Annotated in this window: 14 protein-coding genes; 11 read left to right on the top strand and 3 right to left on the bottom strand. The window is 45.0% G+C overall.

The window, feature by feature from the left end:
* Positions 1 to 4: 4 nt before the first annotated feature.
* The gene (locus AAFN85_RS22850; RefSeq protein WP_347529995.1) at positions 5 to 1,432 is read left to right on the top strand and encodes a hypothetical protein; all 1,428 of its coding nucleotides are present in this window, start codon (positions 5 to 7) and stop codon (positions 1,430 to 1,432) included.
* A 63-nt stretch (positions 1,433 to 1,495) separates the two neighbouring features.
* Positions 1,496 to 2,053 (top strand): histidine phosphatase family protein, encoded by a 558-nt coding sequence (locus AAFN85_RS22845; protein ID WP_347529994.1) that lies wholly within the window; start codon positions 1,496 to 1,498, stop codon positions 2,051 to 2,053.
* Positions 2,054 to 2,326: 273 nt separating this feature from the next.
* Here the strand turns inward: AAFN85_RS22845 and AAFN85_RS22840 are convergent, their stop codons facing one another.
* Positions 2,327 to 2,953, bottom strand: a complete 627-nt coding sequence (locus AAFN85_RS22840; RefSeq protein WP_347529993.1) for a DUF4159 domain-containing protein — start codon at positions 2,951 to 2,953, stop codon at positions 2,327 to 2,329.
* A gap of 166 nt (positions 2,954 to 3,119) precedes the next feature.
* Between AAFN85_RS22840 and AAFN85_RS22835 the strand changes: the two genes are divergently transcribed.
* From AAFN85_RS22835 to AAFN85_RS22795, 9 genes are all read left to right on the top strand, one after another.
* Complete coding sequence (locus AAFN85_RS22835; protein WP_347529992.1) at positions 3,120 to 4,115, top strand: MoxR family ATPase; 996 nt, start codon at positions 3,120 to 3,122, stop codon at positions 4,113 to 4,115.
* Positions 4,116 to 4,249: 134 nt separating this feature from the next.
* The gene (locus AAFN85_RS22830) at positions 4,250 to 5,125 is read left to right on the top strand and encodes a DUF58 domain-containing protein (protein ID WP_347529991.1); all 876 of its coding nucleotides are present in this window, start codon (positions 4,250 to 4,252) and stop codon (positions 5,123 to 5,125) included.
* A gap of 19 nt (positions 5,126 to 5,144) precedes the next feature.
* Complete coding sequence (locus AAFN85_RS22825) at positions 5,145 to 6,656, top strand: BatA domain-containing protein (protein WP_347529990.1); 1,512 nt, start codon at positions 5,145 to 5,147, stop codon at positions 6,654 to 6,656.
* A complete protein-coding gene (locus tag AAFN85_RS22820) occupies positions 6,649 to 8,781 on the top strand; it encodes a hypothetical protein (protein ID WP_347529989.1) in 2,133 nt (710 codons plus the stop codon). The genes AAFN85_RS22825 and AAFN85_RS22820 overlap by 8 nt, the downstream gene beginning before the upstream one ends.
* Complete coding sequence (locus tag AAFN85_RS22815; RefSeq protein WP_347529988.1) at positions 8,778 to 10,595, top strand: hypothetical protein; 1,818 nt, start codon at positions 8,778 to 8,780, stop codon at positions 10,593 to 10,595. The genes AAFN85_RS22820 and AAFN85_RS22815 overlap by 4 nt, the downstream gene beginning before the upstream one ends.
* A gap of 75 nt (positions 10,596 to 10,670) precedes the next feature.
* A complete protein-coding gene (locus tag AAFN85_RS22810; protein WP_347529987.1) occupies positions 10,671 to 12,308 on the top strand; it encodes a TldD/PmbA family protein in 1,638 nt (545 codons plus the stop codon).
* Positions 12,309 to 12,313: 5 nt separating this feature from the next.
* On the top strand, positions 12,314 to 13,645 hold the full coding sequence (locus AAFN85_RS22805; RefSeq protein ID WP_347529986.1) for a TldD/PmbA family protein: 1,332 nt from the start codon (positions 12,314 to 12,316) through the stop codon (positions 13,643 to 13,645).
* A gap of 214 nt (positions 13,646 to 13,859) precedes the next feature.
* Positions 13,860 to 14,213 (top strand): hypothetical protein, encoded by a 354-nt coding sequence (locus tag AAFN85_RS22800; protein ID WP_347529985.1) that lies wholly within the window; start codon positions 13,860 to 13,862, stop codon positions 14,211 to 14,213.
* A gap of 171 nt (positions 14,214 to 14,384) precedes the next feature.
* Positions 14,385 to 16,106 (top strand): HAMP domain-containing sensor histidine kinase, encoded by a 1,722-nt coding sequence (locus AAFN85_RS22795; protein ID WP_347529984.1) that lies wholly within the window; start codon positions 14,385 to 14,387, stop codon positions 16,104 to 16,106.
* Between the two features lie 134 nt (positions 16,107 to 16,240).
* Here AAFN85_RS22795 and AAFN85_RS22790 read toward each other — a convergent pair whose 3' ends face one another.
* Together AAFN85_RS22790 and AAFN85_RS22785 are read right to left on the bottom strand one after the other, a co-directional pair.
* A complete protein-coding gene (locus AAFN85_RS22790; RefSeq protein ID WP_347529983.1) occupies positions 16,241 to 17,233 on the bottom strand; it encodes an amidohydrolase family protein in 993 nt (330 codons plus the stop codon).
* A 240-nt stretch (positions 17,234 to 17,473) separates the two neighbouring features.
* Positions 17,474 to 19,834 (bottom strand): alpha-L-rhamnosidase C-terminal domain-containing protein, encoded by a 2,361-nt coding sequence (locus tag AAFN85_RS22785; protein WP_347529982.1) that lies wholly within the window; start codon positions 19,832 to 19,834, stop codon positions 17,474 to 17,476.
* Between the last annotated feature and the right edge of the window lie 91 nt (positions 19,835 to 19,925).

The following is a 19,925-nucleotide window of genomic DNA, read 5'->3' as shown; positions in this document are numbered from 1 at the left end:
GATCATGAAAAAATATATAATCCCTATAGTTTGCTTCATCATAGCAATAGGCGCTTCAAGCTGCCAGAAATGGAAAGGCGAGCACGCTGATATATACACCTATACCACACCGGCGGCAAACCCGGTAAGCGATAAGGCCCCCCTATCGTGCAGTGGCAGCGGAACCTCGGTGGTATCGGTTAAAGGCACTATGCTAAGCGGCAAAACCTATACCGTTGAAAACGGCTGCGATCTGGTGATCAACCCTTTAGATACTTTATTGATGCAGCCCGGCGTAACCCTAAACATGGGTACCGGTACCAGTTTAATAGTATTAGGTACGTTGGTAAGTAACGGATCAAAAGACGCGCCTAACTGGATCACTGTACCCGGCATTACCAAAAATGATGCGCCCGGAGGTGTAACACCAGCCAACGACCCAGCCTATGCGGGTAAATGGAAAGGTATTGTTGGTGGCCCAACCTGTAACCTGATGGTTTTACGCTGGACACACGTTGAATACGGCGGTCTGCAGGAAGGTGATGCTACGTCAAAAATAGCCAATTCGGGCGCGGGCAACCAATACAGCATTTTGTTTGCCAACTACAAAGGCAACTTTATTATGGAAGATTCGTGGCTGTACGGCGGTGTGGATGACCCTATCCGCATCTCAGCCGGCAAGATCGCCATCTTCCGCAATACCTTCGAAAAAAACGGTGTTAGCGGCGGCGATTGTTTAAATGCCAAAGGTGGTACCACCGGTACCATGGCCTACAACCTGTTTATAGGCACGGCAACCAATGGCCAAAAAGCATCAAACAAGGGCCAGGCTACGGGCGCGCCGCAAACCAATGTTGTTATGTACAATAATACCTTTGTAAGTGGCGGTTACAGGCAGGTACAAAGCGGCCGAGGTGGCTGTATTAACTTTGAGGAAGGTGCCGCAGGCATGTATTATAACAACGTTGCCATTAACTGCCGCTTTGGTTTCAGGGTAGTTGGCAGTCCGGTTGCTGATGTTGCACACCTATCGTACGGTAACAACTATCAATGGGCCGATTCGTTGAGCGTTGCCAACCAGTTTTATCCAACAGGTTATATCACCCAACCCCAAGCAACCGATATTCCGGCGATCAATACATCGGCCAAATATCTACCTTCAAATTATACTTTGGGTTCAATTTACGATGGTACCGATGTTGTGCAAAAAAACAACCCGATGTTTACCAACTTCCCGCTGCCAACAAGCGGGCACGCGTTGGCACAATACTCGGCAGTAGGGAATTACAACTTCCATTTGCAGGCAAGTTCACCGCTGATAGGTAAAGGCAATACAACTATTGCCCCGCTTATTACTGTGCCGCTTGATAAAATTTACGGCCTATCTGAAGCTACTTTGCCAGGTGCCGATCTGGGCTGTTTCCAGCTTAACGGAGGCGGCAACCAACACTAATATTTAATTTATTTACCCAGGGGCGATTGAGAAATCAATTGCCCTTTTTTATACCATTTTACAATGAAAAAATTCATTTATAATATTTTAGCGATCGTTGCGATAGCTTTCGCTTTTTCGTTAAAAGTTCAAGCCCAATCTGCCGATCTTAAAATCGTATTTATCCGCCATGCCGAAAAGCCGCTTAAAGGCGATAACCTTACCTGCGCGGGCATTAACCGCTCGTTAAAACTTCCGGCTGTTATCAACGCTAAATTTGGTGTGCCTGCGTATATGTTTGTTCCGGGTTTAGGTTTGGGCGAGGCTACCAAACACGCCCGCATGTTTGAAACCATTGTTCCCTTAGCCGCCAAATACAATTTAACCATCAACAGCAGCCGCACCGAAAAGGATTCGTTAGGAATGGCCGCCGATTTAAAAAGCCGCAACGGTGTTGTACTGGTAAGCTGGGAACATGGTGGCATTGCACCGATAGTGCGATCATTAGGAATAAAAAAGAAGGGTTTGAAATGGCCTGATGATGATTATGATAGCATTTGGATAGTGAGTTTTAAAAACGGCGAAGCTGTTTTAAGTATTGATCATGAGGGTATAATACCTGAAGCTGGTTGTAGTTTTTAATAAAAATATTTAACCGCCGCTCGGCTCCTGCCCATAGCCGTTAACTTAAGGAGAAAAGCTTCCTAAAAAGCGAAGGAAAGTGCGATTCCCCTCTTGAGAGGGGTGGAGGGGTGTGTTATTCTATACGCTACTTATCGCTCGTATAACACACCCCTGCTCCCGCTCTGGCCTTCGCGCCCCCTCTCAAGAGGGGAATTTAAAGCATTTACGCTAAAATATTTCCTTAAGTTAACGGCCATGGACTCCAGCCGAGCGGCTTTTGTTTTTTTCGTTTTACGAATTCAACGCGTACATAATAATATTAACGCCAAACTTGGTGTTATCTTCCGCCAAAAAACGCTTATTCCTGAAATCATAATCCCATTCGCAACCGTAGTCCTTATTACTGTACAAAACCCCTATCCGGCCGTTGATCTCGATGGCTTTCAAATAATCATGCACCAGGTCATCTCCCCAACCGTTCAGTTCAAAACTGGTATTGGGCGGGCCTTTATCAAAGGGAAAAAACGAGTGGTAGATCTTATGGTTATTGGGGATCTTTTTTAAAGCCGTAGCTCCAAACAAGGCACTCATCTGTGCCTCGAACGAGCGGGCAAATAGGCCGTCGATATCGTGATTACAATCATCGGCAAAAACAAAGCCGCCATTCTCTACATAGCGCTTAAAATTGGCTTTCTCTTTGGCATCAAATTGCACCAGTTTATGGCCGCTGATATAGCAAAATGGGGCCGAGAAAATATCATCGCTGCAAAGGGGGATCACTTTTTCGTGCGGTTCGATAGCGATGGTGGTGTACTCCAGCAATGAGTTAAGCAGGTTGGAGGGCATGCGCTGGTCGGTATCCCAGTCTCCCGAGTGATAGCTTAATCTTGTAAAGGTGAATTTGCCGCTGTATCCCATTTCAGTATTCAGATTTTAAAAGTAGCATAATATTTTAGCCGGGCGAGGCTTTTATTTGTGTACATTGTAAAGTTTCGGATACTTTATTGCCTTTTTATTAACAGACACCTGTTTTTTAAGCAAAAGGATGATATATTGGATGATTAATAAAAACTGATCTCATATTTTGGAACTTACCGAGAATAACGTAAAAGTATTATTGGCTAAACTGCCATTGCTAAAAAGCGAGATACAAAAGGTAATTGTTGGCCAGGATGCCATACTGGATGAATTGCTGGTTGCTTTTTTAGCCGGAGGCCATTGCTTATTGGAAGGCGTACCCGGCCTGGCTAAAACGCTGATGGTAAAAACCATGTCGCAGGCGCTGCACCTTTCCTTCAGGCGCATCCAGTTTACTCCCGATTTGATGCCGACCGATATTGTTGGCACCGAGATATTGGAAGAAGACCACGCCACCGGCAAACGTTTTTTTAAGTTTAACAAAGGCCCACTTTTCGCCAATATTGTTTTAGCCGATGAAATAAACCGTACACCGCCCAAAACACAATCGGCGCTGTTAGAGGCCATGCAGGAGTTTGAGGTAACTTACGGCGGGCAAACCTACCCGCTTGATAAACCTTTCTTTATCCTCGCTACTCAAAACCCTATTGAACAGGCCGGTACCTATCCCCTGCCCGAAGCTCAGTTAGACCGATTTTTACTGTTGGTAAAAATGGGCTACCCTACCGAGCAAGAAGAATTTGAAGTATTGAACCGCACCACCGGCACAAAAAAGGCAGATGTAAAACCGGTTATCAATGCCGAAGAAATTCAGCAAGCGCAGGCGCTGGTAAGGCAGGTAAATATTAATGATGAGCTGGTGAAATATGTGAGTTTATTGATCCGGGCTACACGCCCCGATACCAGTACCGTTACCTACGTTAAAGAATGGGTACGCTGGGGTGCAGGCCCGCGCGCCGGGCAGGCTTTGATACTAACGGCCAAAGCCCGCGCCTTATTAAAAGGCAGGTACGCTGTTTTGATGGAGGATATTCACGCCATGGCTCCGGCGGTTTTACGTCACCGGGTGTTGATGAATTTTAAGGCTGAGGCTGAAAATATTACATCTGATTTGGTTACCGAGGAGTTGATCAAAGCGATTGAGCGGCCAAAAGCGATTTAGTTTCTGCCTGTAGAGACGCATAATTGCGTCTCCCGGAGGACAAGCGGACTTACAGAGCCACCATACCAACGTAAATAGCACGCGGGAGACGCAATTATGCGTCTCTACATAAAAAATCCGACACCTATAAAAAAATGCTCGATCCAAAAGTATTAATGACCATTAAAGATTTGCCATTGCTCGCCAAAACGGTGATCGACGGCTTTTTGAATGGTTTTAATAAGAGCAGCATTAAAGGCCCAGGACTTGAATTTAGCCAATACCGCAGCTATCAGCCTGGCGATGACCTCAGGTGGCTGGATTGGCGTATGTATGCCCGATCAGACAGGTATTACATCCGCGAATCGGAAGTAGAAACCAGTATCGCAGTAAGATTTTTGGTAGATGCCAGCGCGTCGATGGATCACGATGATAATGGTATAAAAAAAATTGATTACGCCCGTTTTATGGCAGCGTCACTGGCCTACCTGGCTAATTTACAGGGCGATTCTGTCGGCTTATATATTTTCAGGGAAGGCGATCTGTTTTCGCTGGCAACCAAGCCCGATCCTCAACATTTGCAGCGTTTGTACCATCATTTGGCGCAGATTAAACCGGGGGGCACATTCACTAACTCTGCGCATTATAAAGAACTGTTTGCAGGCACAAACCGTAAGGAGTTATTGGTTTTTATTACCGATATGTATCAAACCGATGGAGAGATCAATAAACTGCTTAACTCATTATCGGCGCACCGGCACGAGATCATCGTTTTTCATTTAATGGGTAAAAACGAGCTTGAGTTCGATTTTAACGACTATGGAACATTGGAAGATCTGGAAACCGGCGAAACTATTGATATCAACACCACGCAGGCATCAGCCTATCGCAGCAAGTTGCAAGAGCATCTTGATGATACCCGAATTAACTTAACTGGCAACGGTATTTTTTACCGGATGATCAACACTTCGCAACCGTTGGATGAGGCTTTGCGCAGCTTCCTGGTTCAGCGAAATAAAAGCAAGTTTTAATTTCCTACCCAATTAGTCAATGCAGTTTTTAAATCCCATATGGTTGTTTGCAATTGCCGCGGTGAGTATCCCGGTGATCATCCACCTGTGGAATATTAAAAGCGGTAAAACGCTGAAAGTTGGTAGCATTTCCCTCATCAGTGCGGCAGCTAAGAAAAGCAGCCGGAGTTTACTGGTGACCGATAAATTATTGCTTGCTGTGAGATGCTTGTTTTTGATTGTTTTAGCCCTGCTATTATCGATGCCGGTTTGGAAAAAACAAGCTGATACATCCAAAGCCAAAGGATGGCTACTCATCCCCCGTGAAAACCTAACTGAAAGCTACCGCAAGTTTAAACCGCAGATTGATTCTTTAACCCACATTGGGTACAAGTTTCATTATTTTAATGAGGGATTTGCTGAAACGGAAATAGGCAAAGCATTAACCGATACATCAACGCAACTGCAAAAAGATGCAGATTACTGGGTGCTGATCAACAAATTGAACAGACAATTCCCGGCGGGGTTACCCGTGCACCTGATTACCCCAAACGGCATCAGCCATTTTAAAGGCGGCAGGCCCTCTACAGCTTTAAACATCAAATGGAAAACCTATCCGCCCGACGATTCAACAAGTACATGGATAGCCGATGCCTGGTTTACCGCGGATAAAAGCATACAGGTATTGCAGGGTAACAGCAAACCGGGTGCTACGGGTTTCACAAAACGTATTATTAATCCGGCTTTGAATAATGACGCTGATTTTCGGTTGAAAACCAACAATGGTAATGCTTACATCAGCCTAAAAAAGGGAGATACCAGTACTGTTTTAATTGATACCGCAGCTATTAAGCTTGCCATTTACACAGATAAATATGGCATTGATGCAGGTTATTTGAAAGCCGCTTTACAAGCCATAGGCAGTTTTAGCGGGCGAAAAGTTATCGTTAAACAATATGCTAATGCGGGCGAAATCCCAGGCAGGCAGAACTGGCTATTTTGGTTATCCGATCAAAAGCTTCCAGCAGCAGTGGCAAAAAAAGCAGCCAATGTACTAAACTATGTGCCGGGGCCTATCATCAAAACAAATTCGTGGATCAATGATAAAGGTCCGTTTAATATTTCTGGTCAAACTGATAAACCTGCTCTGCATCAGGTAATTAACGACAAGGCAACCGGTGAACCACTTTGGACAGATGGTTTCGGCAGGGCGGTTTTGAGCAAGGAAATACCAAACGGCAGCTACCATCTCTATACTCATTTTAATCCCGCCTGGGCAGATCTGGTTTGGAACAATGATTTCCCGCAATGGATATTTCGATTGATTTTTAACGAGCGGGTGCAGGTGACTATTGGTAAACATGAGCGACGGACTATCAGCAACGATCAACTACTTCCCGATAGCTCAGATAAGAAAAACATAGTGGTGAATACGCAACCGGATACCCACACCGACCTGTCCCATTATTTCTGGCTGATATTAATTACGCTGTTTCTTGTAGAGCGGTTTATGGCACATCATCAATATAAACCTTCAACCACTAATGGATAAACAAGGGGCGGCATATCAACATATCGGGCGGATACGGCGATTTTATATCGGGTGTAGGTTTGCTGTGTGCTTGCTGTTGGCCTTGTCTGCCGCCTCTTTGTTAGGCGCGGCGTTAGTTACATTGTTTAGTGTTTCATTGTTGTGGGTGCCTATCCTATTTTTATCAGCATTCATTGGCCAACTGCTCTATCAAAAACCTTGGATTATCAACTACGAGGCTATTCTAAATTTTCTCAACCTACATTATCCGGATTTACAGGAAAGCGGAAACCTGCTGCTTAAAAAACATGATGAGCTCAACCTGTTAGAGAGGCTACAACTATCAAAAGTTGAAGAAAGCCTTACCAATACTCCCGTAAGGCAAAAACAGTTTTTGAAGCCGTTAAAACAAGCGGGATTAGTTTTGGCAACATCACTGGTTGTCGGGGCTTTGTTGATAACATTGGTTCATCGTAAACCGGGCACGGGCTTATTAGGTGCTGTACAGCAGGCTTCAAAAGAGAGCAAAACCACAGAAAAAATACTCCCACAAATAACCGGGGTTAAATTAACCATAACGCCACCTGCTTACACAGGGAAAGCTAAACGTACGCAGGATAAATTTGCAATCGAAGCCGAAGAAGGCGCAGCAATATCGTGGGAGATCAGTACAAACACAACCGTTAAACAGGTATCGCTATTGCTTAACAATAAGCAGAACATCAGGCTAAAAGCTATTGATGCAGATAAACAAACATGGAAGGTACAGGCAACCGTCAACCAACCGGGCTTTTACCAGGTTAATATCGATGGTAAACTGTCCGATTTGTATGCTATACAGGTTATGCATGATCTGCCACCGGTTATTTATATCAAAACGCCACAGCCTTACACTTATATCGATGCAGGCGAAGCGCAGCAGGTGAATATACGTGCTGCTATTAATGATGATTACGGCCTTACCGGTGCGCTGATATTTGCTACCGTAGCGAAAGGCAGCGGCGAAGCGGTAAAGTTTAAAGATTATAAACTGGATGCGGGTATCTCATTCGACGGCCACAAGCCCAATTACGATTTACAAAAACTGGTGAAACTGCCTGCCTTAAATATGGAACCGGGAGACGAATTATATTTTTATATCCAGGCCACCGATACCCACCAACAGCAAAGCCGTACTGATGTTTACACGGTATCGATACAGGATACTGCCAAACTATTAATTATGGACGGCATTGTGACCGGCACCGATCAAAAACCGGAATTTTTCAGGAGCGAACGACAGATCATCCTCGATTCGGAACGATTGCTAAAAGAAAAAGACAGCATCAGCGTCGTGCAATTTAAAAACCGGAGTAATGACCTTGCAACCGATCAAAAACTATTACGCCTGCGCTACGGTAAGTTTTTAGGCGAAGAATCTGAATCGGACATTGGAGGCGATGATAACAACGCGGTAAGCGATATCAATAATTTTGGCAACGCCGATGTGATCAAAGATCAATACACCGATAAGCACGATAACGCCGAAGACGCGGGCTTTTTTGAACCGGGACAAAAAGCACAACTAAAAGCTACCCTTACCGAAATGTGGAAAGCCGAATTGCAACTCCGTTTATACAAACCGCAGGACGCTCTTGCTTTCGAGTATAAAGCTCTGCGCCTGTTAAAAGACCTCCAACAAAAATCAAGGGTGTATGTCGCTAAAACCAGCTATAACCCTCCCCCATTAAAATTAGAGAAAAGGTTGAGCGGCGATCTGTCGCCCATCAAATCAACATCGCTGAAACAGGATATCAAACCCGAAGCAGATCAGCTTGAAAGCTTACGGAAAGCCGCTGAAATATTAAGCCAGCTAAAAGCTGGGACAAGTATTAGCGCACAACAACAGCAAATACTAAATCCGGCAAACAGGCAACTAAGTATCAGAGCCGCTGCCGAACCGGGCAGTTATCTGGCAGCTATGAATGCCTTGAACAGCATCTTATCACCCAACAAAAAAATAAAACAAAGCGATGTTATTTTAGTGCAAAGAGCTATTCAAAAGGCATTGCATGCGGCGGCAAAAACGCCAGCCGCCGGGCAAAACAGTTTGGATATGGGTTTATCGCAACAGTATTTTAAAAACTTAAACCGTAGCGGGCAATGATGCAAAACAACTGGAATATACTTGTTTTGGGTATCTGCCTTGCGGTTGGAATAGCGGTACTATTGCAGGAGTTTAGGCGGGACAAAAAAAGGCTGCTTGGCTGGCGGATCCTTGCTGTTATAGTGGCGGTTGTCGCTTTAGCTTGCATTGCTATCCCCGTAAGTTACCAAACTGAAATTTCGGGTTCGGGTCAATCCGAAGCTGTTTTAATAACTGATGGATTTAATCCAGATAGCCTTTCAATCTATAAAAACATTAAGCAATTCACCACAGATGACAAGATCAAAGCGCGCTACCCTAATGTAGTTTTGCTTGATGAATTAAATAGCATAAGTGTCGATTCCGGCATTATTCAATTACATATTCTGGGTGATGGCCTAAGCGAATACGAGTTATCGCAGCTCAACAAGCTGTCAATCTCGTTCCATCCCGAACAGTTTAAACAAGGAGTTACTGCTGTAAATTGGAATGCCCGCATTAAAACCGGCGACCAATTGCAGGTACAGGGTACATACAAAAACTCGTCGCCCAACAAAATTAAACTACTGCTTGAAGGCCTCGGTACATCGCTTGATTCAGCGTTTATAAAACCTGGGGCAACGGCCGCATTCGAACTTAAAAACACGCCTAAAATTTCAGGGAAGGCGGTTTATCGACTTTTAACGATTTCGGGTACAGATACTGTTGATCATGGTAGTATTCCTTTCCGGGTTGACAATACTACACCGTTAAAAGTACTGATGCTTACTTCCTCCCCTGATTTTGAGAGCCGTTTCCTGAAAAACTGGCTATCTGAAAAAGGCTATGCCGTAGCCCTGCGTTCGACGATCAGCAAGGATAAATTCCGTACCGAATTTATCAATATGCCCGCCATCTCATTAGAAAACATTTCGGGTGCTGTTCTGGATAAATTTGATCTGCTTATCGGCGATTTATCTGCATTAAAAGCGATCTCTCCACAAAATTCATCGGCCTTAAAAACAGCAGTAACCCAAAACGGCCTCGGCGTCATTATTAGGGCAGATAGCACAGCTGGCAATTCATGGTTGCAAAGCAGTTTTAAAACCCAATCGTCGCAAGGACGGGACACGCTGGCTTACCCCATTCTATTACAAGGTAACCAACAACCGCTTGCTGCATTAACTACAGGTCAGTTTTTTATTAAGTTTAAGGATGGCATCCAACCGTTGGTTACCAACACACGCGGGCATTTACTGGCGGCTACATCTTTAGCAGGTAATGGAAAACTGGTTTACTCGGTGATCAATAATTCCTTTAGCTGGGCATTATCAGGCAACAAAGTCGATTATGCCAAGCTATGGTCGGCATTAATTCAGCAGGCTGCGCGCAAAGCACTACCTGCGGAAAGTTGGGATGTAACCACGGATCTCCCATCGGTTTCGTCGCCGGTTGATCTGCAATTAAAAAGTACAAATGCTACAATTGCGACTGTGGGTGAAGCGGATTTATCGCCAAATCAAAACCCATTGCTCCCATTTGAATATCATTATCAATATCGGCCTAAAACAACCGGCTGGCAATTAATAAAAGCGGGCAATGCAACAAACTGGTGGTATGTTTATGGCGATGATGAATGGCAAAGCCTCCGCAAATTAAAAAAGCAGGCGGATACCAGGCGCTACAGTATTAGCCATCCCCACGCCACTGGTGTAACAAAACCGCTACAGAAAAAAGCAACAATTTTGGTATCGAAAATATATGCTTATATTTTGCTCTTATTAGCATGCACGTTTCTGTGGGCCGAAGCTAAAGCGGCAGGGGCAGCAACAACCTCTCGCAAAGGGCAGCTATAAAACAACCCTATTTTAAAAACAAACGCCGCGGCTATCCATTCAGGACAGCTTTAAAGCGTTAAGGAGGAAAATACTTTGAGAAGACGAGACTTTCTTTATTTATCAGGTATGGGGGCAGGCGCGTTAATGCTGCCCGATCTATCTGCATTTGGTAAAACGATTGATCCGGCACAGGCCCTCGAAAGGGTGGATGTAGCCATCAAAAAAGAGCTGGCCGATGTGGCCCTTAACACTGCAAAATCTAACGGGGCAACCTACGCCGATGTGCGCATAGGCCGCTACCTGAACCAGTTTGTGGTAACCCGCGAAAACAAGGTACTGAACGTGGCCAACACCGAATCGTACGGTATCGGCATCCGCGTGATTGCCAACGGTTGCTGGGGCTTTGCCGCTACTAACGATGTAACCAAAGAAGGCATGGCCAAAACTGCCCTAAAAGCGGTAGCTGTTGCCAAAGCCAACGCCAAAATTGGCGGCGCGCCGGTACAACTGGCCCCGCAAAAAGGTTACGGCGAAGTAAGCTGGAAAACCTCGCTTACCAAAAATGCCTTCGAGATCCCCGTAAAAGAAAAAGTCGACCTGCTGCTTAACGCCAACGGCATAGCCATGGCAGGCGGGGCCAACTTTGTAAACTCGATCATGTTTGCGGTTAACGAGCAAAAATACTTTGCCTCTACAGATGGATCTTACATTGATCAGGACGTGCACCGCTTACAACCAAGTTTTACCGTTACCAAGATCGATCCCTCGGCAGGTTCGTTTGAAACACGCCGTTCGCTAAGTTCGCCGGTTGGTATGGGTTATGAATACCTCGATCCACTGGATAGTGAAAAAGTTGTAGGCATCACCCCTCGCTATAAAAAACGCTACGACATGCTGGAGGATATTAAATATGCCACCACGCAGGCAGCGGAAAAAATAAAAGCAAAATCTGTTGAACCGGGCAAGTACGATCTGGTGCTTGATCCATCACACCTGTGGTTAACCATCCACGAATCTGTTGGTCACCCTACCGAGCTTGACCGTGTATTAGGTTACGAAGCCAATTTTGCCGGTACCAGCTTCCTTACTTTAGATAAATGGAAATCGGGCAAGTTCAACTTCGGCAGCAAGGCCGTGAATATTGTGGGCGATAAAACCCAGGTTGGCTCATTAGGCGCTGTAGGTTATGATGACGAGGGCGTGAAATGTAAAAAATGGGATATTATTAAAGATGGTATTTTGGTTAACTACCAGGCCATTCGTGATCAGGCCCATATCATTGGTTTAACCGAATCGCAGGGCTGCTGCTACTCGCAAAGCTGGCAGGACGTACAGTTTCAGCGTATGCCAAACGTTTCGCTGCAACCCGGCAAAACACCGCTTAGCGTTGATAACATGATCAAAAACGTTGAAAAGGGCGTTTACATAATTGGTGATGGCTCATTCTCTATCGATCAGCAACGTTACAACTTCCAGTTTGGCGGTCAGCTGTTTTATGAAATTAAAGAAGGCAAAATTGTTGGCATGCTGAACGACGTTGCCTACCAGGCCAATACCCAGGAGTTTTGGAATTCGTGCGCGCAGGTTTGCGATGAAAGCGACTACCGTTTGGGCGGTGCTTTTAGCGACGGCAAAGGGCAGCCAAGCCAGTCGAGCGCGGTATCGCACGGATCATCTACCGCGTTGTTTAAAGGAGTTAACGTAATTAATACTAAAAGAAAGATCGGATAATTGAAATGGCAATATTAACTAAAGAAGAAGCCCAGGCTTTATTGAAGAAAGTACTTGCTTATTCAAAAGCCGAAGAATGTGAAGTAAGTATAAACGGCAGCGACGGCGGCAATATTAGGTACGCCCTAAACGCGGTATCAACAGCAGGCGATATCAGCACCATGGGCCTGGCTGTAACCTCGGTTTATGGCAAAAAAGCCGGTACCGCTACCATTGATGAATTTGGCGATGCGGCACTTGAAAAAGTAGTACGCCGATCGGAAGAGCTGGCACAACTGGCCCCTGCCAACCCGGAATATATGCCGATGCTTGGCCAAAGCGAATTTAAAGAAGAAATAACCTTTAACCCAACCACAGCCGCCATGACACCGGACACCCGCGCCGACCTGGTAGCTAAAAGTTTGGAGGTTACCAAAAAAGCGGGATTAACCGCGGCCGGCTTCCTCGAAAACTCAACCGGTTTTAGCGCGGTAATGAACTCGAAAGGTTTGTTCGCTTATACAAAAGGTACAGATGTTACTTTTTCGGTAACTACCCGCAATGAGGCTGGCACGGCATCGGGCTATGCTGCCCGTGGTTTTACTGATGTAAGCAAACTGGATACTTTTTCGGCTACCAAAATAGCATTAACCAAATGCTTAAGTTCATCAGGAGCAAAAGCCATTGAACCGGGTAAATATACCGTGATATTGGAGCCTGTAGCCGCAACCTACATGATGGAAAACATGTTTAGGTTTGATGCCCGCAGCGCCGAAGAAGGCCGGAGTTTTTTGAGTAAAAAAGGCGGTGGCACACGTTTGGGCGAGCAACTGGTTGACCCCAAAGTAACCATCTACTCTGATCCCTTTAACCCCGACCTCCCCTCTTCAACCTGGAACGGCGATGGTTTGCCACGCGAAAAAACCATGTGGATTGATAAAGGCGTAGTAAAAAACCTGAGCTACTCGCGCTATTGGGCCGATAAAAAAGGTGTAAAACCGATGCCAGGCCCAGGCAATATTATTATGGAAGGCGGCGATGCCAGTATTGAAGACCTGATAAAAAGTACCGAACGCGGTATCCTGGTATCGAGGTTATGGTATATCCGGATGGTTGACCCACAATCGTTACTATTAACCGGCCTTACCCGCGATGGTACGTTTTATATTGAGAATGGTAAGATCAAATTCCCGGTTAAAAACTTCAGGTTTAATGAAAGTCCGGTGATTATGTTGAACAACCTTGAGGCTTTGGGCAAGCAGGAACGCAGTATTAGTGTTGAGAGTTACCGCAGCTACCTGATCCCGCCGATGAAGATCCGTGATTTTACATTCAGCTCGTTATCTGACGCTGTTTAAATAATACTATTAGCCTGCCGTGTTACAACGGCAGGCTTTTTAATTGAGATTCTCTCCCTGACCGTCATTGCGAGGTACGAAGCAATCCCCGACTTTACAGGGCGGATTTGCTTGGTCGCTCTGCCTATTGGGGATTGCTTCGTACCTCGCAATGACGCGGTGGTAAGAATCGCTTCAAAGCTTCGTTTAATTACCTTCTATTTTTAAAATTCCTATGAAATTTTTATCCCTCGAACCATTCGTACCCTCCGGCAGCAATTTTGAAGGCTCACGCGGTTTCTTTCTTGAATTAGGTTTTCACATCAATTGGGAAGTTGATGGTTATATCGGCTTTCAGCGCGATGAATGCAGGTTTATACTTCAAAAATTTGAAAATGTTGATTTCGCTCAAAACTTTATGCTGAGTGTAAAAGTGACCGATGTAGATCAATTCAGGAAAGATGTATTGGATAAACAATTACCTCAAAAATACGGGATCCGCATTGGCGAGATCACTAAAGAACCTTATGGCCTCGAGGTTAATATTATTGATATAGCCGGTGTTTGCTGGCATTTTGTAGAGCAGTAATTTATATCATGGATACGCGCCATGGGCTTTAATACATCAGTATTGCACTCTCTCTATCGGTGTAAACCAGCTCATTAATGATATCATTTTTCTCAATATCTTTGTGCCCGCGCCAAACTGTTTGACGTTAAGATTGGTGCGATAACAAATTTAAGAACCGGCACATATCTGATGAGCAACCTGATACCTCCGTTAAAAGTTTCCAAAAACCTATATCGCCTTTTTATTATATCCCTGTTTTTCACTTTCCTGGTTGCTACCGGATCATTGGTATTGAAATACTCTATCGTTAAAAAACTGGATAAGCTAAGCCGTGAGTTTAGGGAACCATCTAAAACACAAGATATAAGCAATATCCTGATAGAACTAAACACCGCCGAAAACGATTTTCAACAGGCTGGTTTATACGGCGATAAAAATAAGCTGGATAACTACAAAAAACGACTCACTACTATATTCAGTCAGATCCAGGGGATATTGAAAGATTACCAAGCAGATAGCGCCCGGTATTTTCCCGGCACAAAGCAACATATCTCCAGTTCGCTTAAAAACAAATTAATGCTATCTGAGCAGGTATTGGTATTAAAGCACGGTTTTGATTCATTGCTAAATGCCACAACCTTGGAAGGCATCAATGTATCCACACCATCAACCCAAAATATAGGCCTGCAGTTTAAGCAGCACGTTAAAGTAAAGCAAAAGGCAGATACCACGGTAACCGTCAATAAAAACAAAGCCGGCTTTTTCAAGCGCCTGCGCGATGCTATAACCAATAAAAATCAGGCTACCCGCACGCTCACTATCCGGCGCGAAAGACAGATCAAAGATTCGCTTACCCGTTCGCTCAACCGAAAGCACGAGTTTATCATCAACGATCTGTTAAAGAAACTCAACGAAAAAAACAACCAGCTTGTTGGCTCCAACAAACGCCTCGTGGCGGCCAACCTCGATTTTGTATCCCAGATCCGCGAATTATTAAAACAACTCCGGGATATCGATCTTGGTGCCTGGATCAAAGACCGTAGCGAGATACTGAAACAATACCAGGCCGCTACGGATGAGATGAATACTTTTACCGGCATAGCGATCATCGTTGTGCTATTATTTATCCCATTACTTATCGTATTCATTTTCAGGGCACGTACCGCCGAACAGAATTACCTTACCGAGAATGAAAGAACGGTAGCTTTGGCGGGGCAGAAATCGGAGATATTGGCTACCATGAGCCACGAGATCCGCAACCCGCTTACTGTTATTAACGGCGCTATTTATATGCTTAATAAAACCCCGCTTACGGAGGATCAGCAGAAAAAGATAGCCGCTATCAATCATTCTACAGGCATGTTGATGGGTACCATCAACAACATTCTGGATGCAGGGAAGATGGAGAACCAGCAAACAGATGTACTTACTATAACTTCATTTGCTCCCTGTAAGGAGATCAGCGAAGCCGTGGAAGCCGTTAAATTTATGGCTGAGAACAAGGATCTATCCATCATAGCCGAGTTTACCGGCGATGAAGAAACCTTGGTTAAAGGTGATGCTTTCCGACTTAAACAGGTTATGGTTAACCTGCTAAGCAACGCTATTAAATACACCGATACCGGCAGTGTGAAAGTGCAATGCGCTGTCAACCCTGTGGGCAAACAAAATATTGAATTGCAGGTAAGCGTAATTGATACCGGCATCGGCATCCCGAAAGAGAACCAGGATAAACTATTCACCCGGTATTACCAAGCCAACCACGTGGGGCGTAAGCCAGGCACCGGCTTAGGGCTTTATATTTGCCGGGAGATCATCAACCTGCAAAAAGGTAGTATTGGTATTGAGAGCGAGGCCGGGAAAGGGTGCTGTATCAGATTTAAGATACCTTATGAAAGGGATTTGGCGTAAAAGAGCGCCTTGTCTTTTAACACTACGCATTGCGAGGTACGAAGCAATCGCAAACTATACAGGGCGAATTTGCATGGTTGCTCTACCTCCGTGCGATTGCTTCGTACCTCGCAATGACATTTTTATACTTTTAACTATTTAAACTTAGCCGGATCAAGCCTGAAAAACCGCACGGCATTATTGAACAATATGTCCCTTTTTTGTTCTTCGGATAGATAATCAGCATTTTCAATAAGAGCGATCGAGGTTTCTACCAATTTTGGCCAGATCAGCATATCGGTACCATACATAACGCGTTTGCCGAAGCCCGCTTGTACTAACCTCTTCAGATAGGCATTGACCTCTATTTGCGAGTAACTCCAGATCAAACCGGCTATATCTACATAAACGTAGGCGTTCGCACCCATCAATGCGATCATATTATCAACCAACGGATAGCCGGCGTGCATTACCCATACTTTTAATTTAGGGTGACGGGCGAGTAGGTCTTCCAATAGTAAAGGATCGCCCATTGATGCGCGGAACTTAGGTGATGTTAAGTTAGCCATGCCATTACCACCAGTGCCCATGTGGATACCTACCGGGATATTATGCTTTTCGGCAGCAGCGAAATAAGCATCAAGCGACATATCCGAAGGCGACAATCCCTGGTATTGCGGGGCGACCTCTCCCATTACTTTATAAAATCCAGACGAGAGCGAATCGGTAAAGGCCACCACGCTCATATCACTTGGCGAACTTACTCCTATGCCGGGGATAATCCGGTCGCCTGCTACTTTTTTCCAGTTGCGGATAATGCCCGCATCGCCATAAACTACCATGGTCATGTTGAGGCGTTTCACAGTGGCCATGATCGAATCCTGCATTTCTTTATCCGAATGGGCAGGTTGTAGCGGAATAGCGCATCCGGTGCCTAAAAATGATGGCGGCGGCGAACCGGGGTCGCTGCCCGGCATGTTACGTAAAAACCAGGGGCATAACGGCGGTATTCCGGGTGTTACCTTCATGGCGTGAACATGCACATCAATAATAGGCAATGGGGCAGCTTTTTGAGGTGCAGGCACCGATTGGGCGCGCAGCAAACAAGGCAAAAGCAATGCTAAGACGAGTAAAGCAGATCTTCTCATAAAATAGCAAAAAGGGGTTAATTGGTTTGTTAACTATTTAATCTGCTTAAATTTAATGAGCTAAAAATCAAGATGCAACTTTATAGTAACATTTTGTTACAATAAAGATTTTAAACCTTATAAACCTACAAAACGTCATTGCGAGGTACGAAGCAATCGCGAACTTTACAGGGCGGACCTGCTTCCGTGCGATTGCTTCGTACCTCGCAATGACGTCTTTTTAATACCTTACTGATTTGGCTAAATCACAAATGTGTTACTCCCCGCCTTTAACTCATATTGCTTAGCTTTCCAAACTAATATACCGGTGGTTGATTTCGGCAGGTTTACTCTGATCTGCCATTTGCCATTCTCCTGTTTATAATCAACAGCAACTTTGCCATTGGGATGAGGTATCTCGCCACTAATGCTTTTTATCTCGCCTAAATGCGGTTCTACCTTCACTTTAGCAAAGCCAGGCGCATAACTATCAATCCCTAAAACCGTACGGAAAAACTCAATGTTCGGGCTTGATCCCCAGGCATGGCAATCGGAACGGGAAGTGTTTACATCCGAATATTCGGCCCAGGTAGTGAGGCCCATGGCCATATTTTGCCTGTAAATATCGAGCCATTTAATATAATCATTACCTAAACCCGCTTTTACCAGCGCCTGGTTCAGGTAATATTTAAAATAAACCGAACATTGGGTTAAACTGGTGTCACTGAGCATGCGTTTGGCTACTCCAGGCATATCTGTGTTATTCAGCATGCCGCTAAGTATCGCCAGGCTGTTCACATGTTGCGAATAACCGTTCTTTTCTTTGGTATCAGCATATAATTTTTTAGCCGGATCCCAATATTTGCGTTGTATGGTTGCTTTGAGTTGCGTGGCTTTTTGGTTATAGATAGTGGCATAATCTTTCAGGCCAATTTTACTCTCCATATCGGCAGCCCATTGATAGGCCCATAGCAGTTGAAGATCGTAGATAGCCGCACTGCCGTCGCTGCCTTTAACCTCGCCCCACATATTGCCCGCCCAATCAACAAAGGCCCAGTACGGAGTGTTTTTTAGGGAGCCGTCGGGTTGTTGATATTTGCTGAAAAAATCAAGTACACCACGTTCACCGAGGAGTTTGCCCTTGATAAAATCATTGTCGCCACGGTACATCCAGTAATCATGCAGCATGCCTATGTACCATAACGAAAACGGCGAGATCACCTGCGTACCCTTCGATGGATAGCAACTGGCGGTTACCCCCTCTGGTAAACGTGAATGATCCATTTGCGTAAGGGCATTGCGGGCCAGCCTGTCATCGCTGGTATTGTAGTATGATATTACGGCCTGGATGCGGGTATCGCCTATGTATTGCAGCTGTTCGTAATATGGGCAATCGGTATAGGTTTCCCAGGCGTTGAGCCTTGCTGTACGCCAGCCAATATCCAGCATTTTATTGATCTCAGCATCATCTGTATTCAATACTGAACCTCGTTTAAAAGGATAGCCGGTAAACGTGCCGTACAGATCATCGATAACCAGCGGATCGTTTTGTGTTTTTACTATTAATTTGATGTAGCGGTATGTACGAAAGTTTAATGTGGTGTACGATTGCCCCTGGCTACCATCGGATATCAAACTATCTATCCTTGCTACAAACTCTTTGCCTTCCACCTCGTCGCGATTACCTTTTACAACACCTTTGGTGCCTTTTTTATACAACGATTCGGCGTAACCGAGCGACATAGCGGCATCTTTACCTCCGCTGAAGTTTAAAGTTACATAGGCGTTTGTTTCGAAAGTTTGATCGAGCAAAAGCACCGCCGTTGTGTTGGCAGGAATAGTTATAGTAGCTTTTTGTTGAGGGAAGGCGGAAGGCACATCTGCCCCAACAGAACCCCGTAGTTTCTGGAGCCGTTGATAGGTCATTTCCCTTGCAGGGAGTGTTGAAGGTACCAGCGCCCATTCTATGCCCCAGGCGGTGCCTTTAAGTTTACCGTCGGATAGTTTATTGGCCTCAAGCCATTTACTGTCATCATAACCTACAGCTGTCCAATCGCCTTTAACTGCCTGTCTAAAATCTATCATTTCGCCTTTGGTAGCGGCGAAAAAATATCCGGGTACCGGCATGTGTCCATTATCGCGGATGCTTTTCCAGGTATTGTTGGTGTTGAGTATCTCCTCTGTTTTAGAATCACCCTGCAAAATAAAACCGGTACGTACGCTGATCTGCGCGGCGGGGGTGTATTGGGCTTCGTTCCATACAAGAGCGGCTACGGTATTTTTTCCTGCGGATAAGTATGGCGCCAGATCAACCGTTTCATAATTCCAGAAGTAGGTATCCCCCCTCGCCGGACCAAGCGACACCAGTTTACCATTCACATATAATTTATACCGGTTATCTGCCGATACATGTACTTTAAACGTAGTTGGTTTAATGGCGAGATCGATACTTTTACGGAAATAAAAAACGCCGTACGTTGTACCATTATCGCCAGGTACACTTATCCATTGAGCATTCCATTCCCTTGGCGGATCAACTGCCGGTAAAGCTTTTTGGGCAAAAGTTTTCTGCACCGGCAACAGGGCCAGCATGAGTAATATTGACAATAAGAAAGGTTTCATTAATTGGTTGTGTGTATATTTTGAAGCAACACGATCAAATATAAAATCGTTTTAGCGGATAACTGTCACGAGGTGTCTTTTTGGTGTTCAA

The sequence above is a fragment of the Mucilaginibacter sp. CAU 1740 genome, assembly GCF_039839285.1.
Lineage (GTDB): Bacteria > Bacteroidota > Bacteroidia > Sphingobacteriales > Sphingobacteriaceae > Mucilaginibacter.
This window is presented reverse-complemented; position numbering and strand designations above follow the sequence as displayed.

Coding starts and splice junctions, on each gene's coding strand:
- AAFN85_RS22840 (WP_347529993.1), bottom strand. CDS start 2,953: ATGGGATACAGCGGCAAATTCACCTTTACAAGATTAAGCTATCACTCG.
- AAFN85_RS22790 (WP_347529983.1), bottom strand. CDS start 17,233: ATGAGAAGATCTGCTTTACTCGTCTTAGCATTGCTTTTGCCTTGTTTG.
- AAFN85_RS22795 (WP_347529984.1), top strand. CDS start 14,385: ATGAGCAACCTGATACCTCCGTTAAAAGTTTCCAAAAACCTATATCGC.
- AAFN85_RS22825 (WP_347529990.1), top strand. CDS start 5,145: ATGCAGTTTTTAAATCCCATATGGTTGTTTGCAATTGCCGCGGTGAGT.
- AAFN85_RS22815 (WP_347529988.1), top strand. CDS start 8,778: ATGATGCAAAACAACTGGAATATACTTGTTTTGGGTATCTGCCTTGCG.
- AAFN85_RS22850 (WP_347529995.1), top strand. CDS start 5: ATGAAAAAATATATAATCCCTATAGTTTGCTTCATCATAGCAATAGGC.
- AAFN85_RS22830 (WP_347529991.1), top strand. CDS start 4,250: ATGCTCGATCCAAAAGTATTAATGACCATTAAAGATTTGCCATTGCTC.
- AAFN85_RS22805 (WP_347529986.1), top strand. CDS start 12,314: ATGGCAATATTAACTAAAGAAGAAGCCCAGGCTTTATTGAAGAAAGTA.
- AAFN85_RS22785 (WP_347529982.1), bottom strand. CDS start 19,834: ATGAAACCTTTCTTATTGTCAATATTACTCATGCTGGCCCTGTTGCCG.
- AAFN85_RS22820 (WP_347529989.1), top strand. CDS start 6,649: ATGGATAAACAAGGGGCGGCATATCAACATATCGGGCGGATACGGCGA.
- AAFN85_RS22800 (WP_347529985.1), top strand. CDS start 13,860: ATGAAATTTTTATCCCTCGAACCATTCGTACCCTCCGGCAGCAATTTT.
- AAFN85_RS22845 (WP_347529994.1), top strand. CDS start 1,496: ATGAAAAAATTCATTTATAATATTTTAGCGATCGTTGCGATAGCTTTC.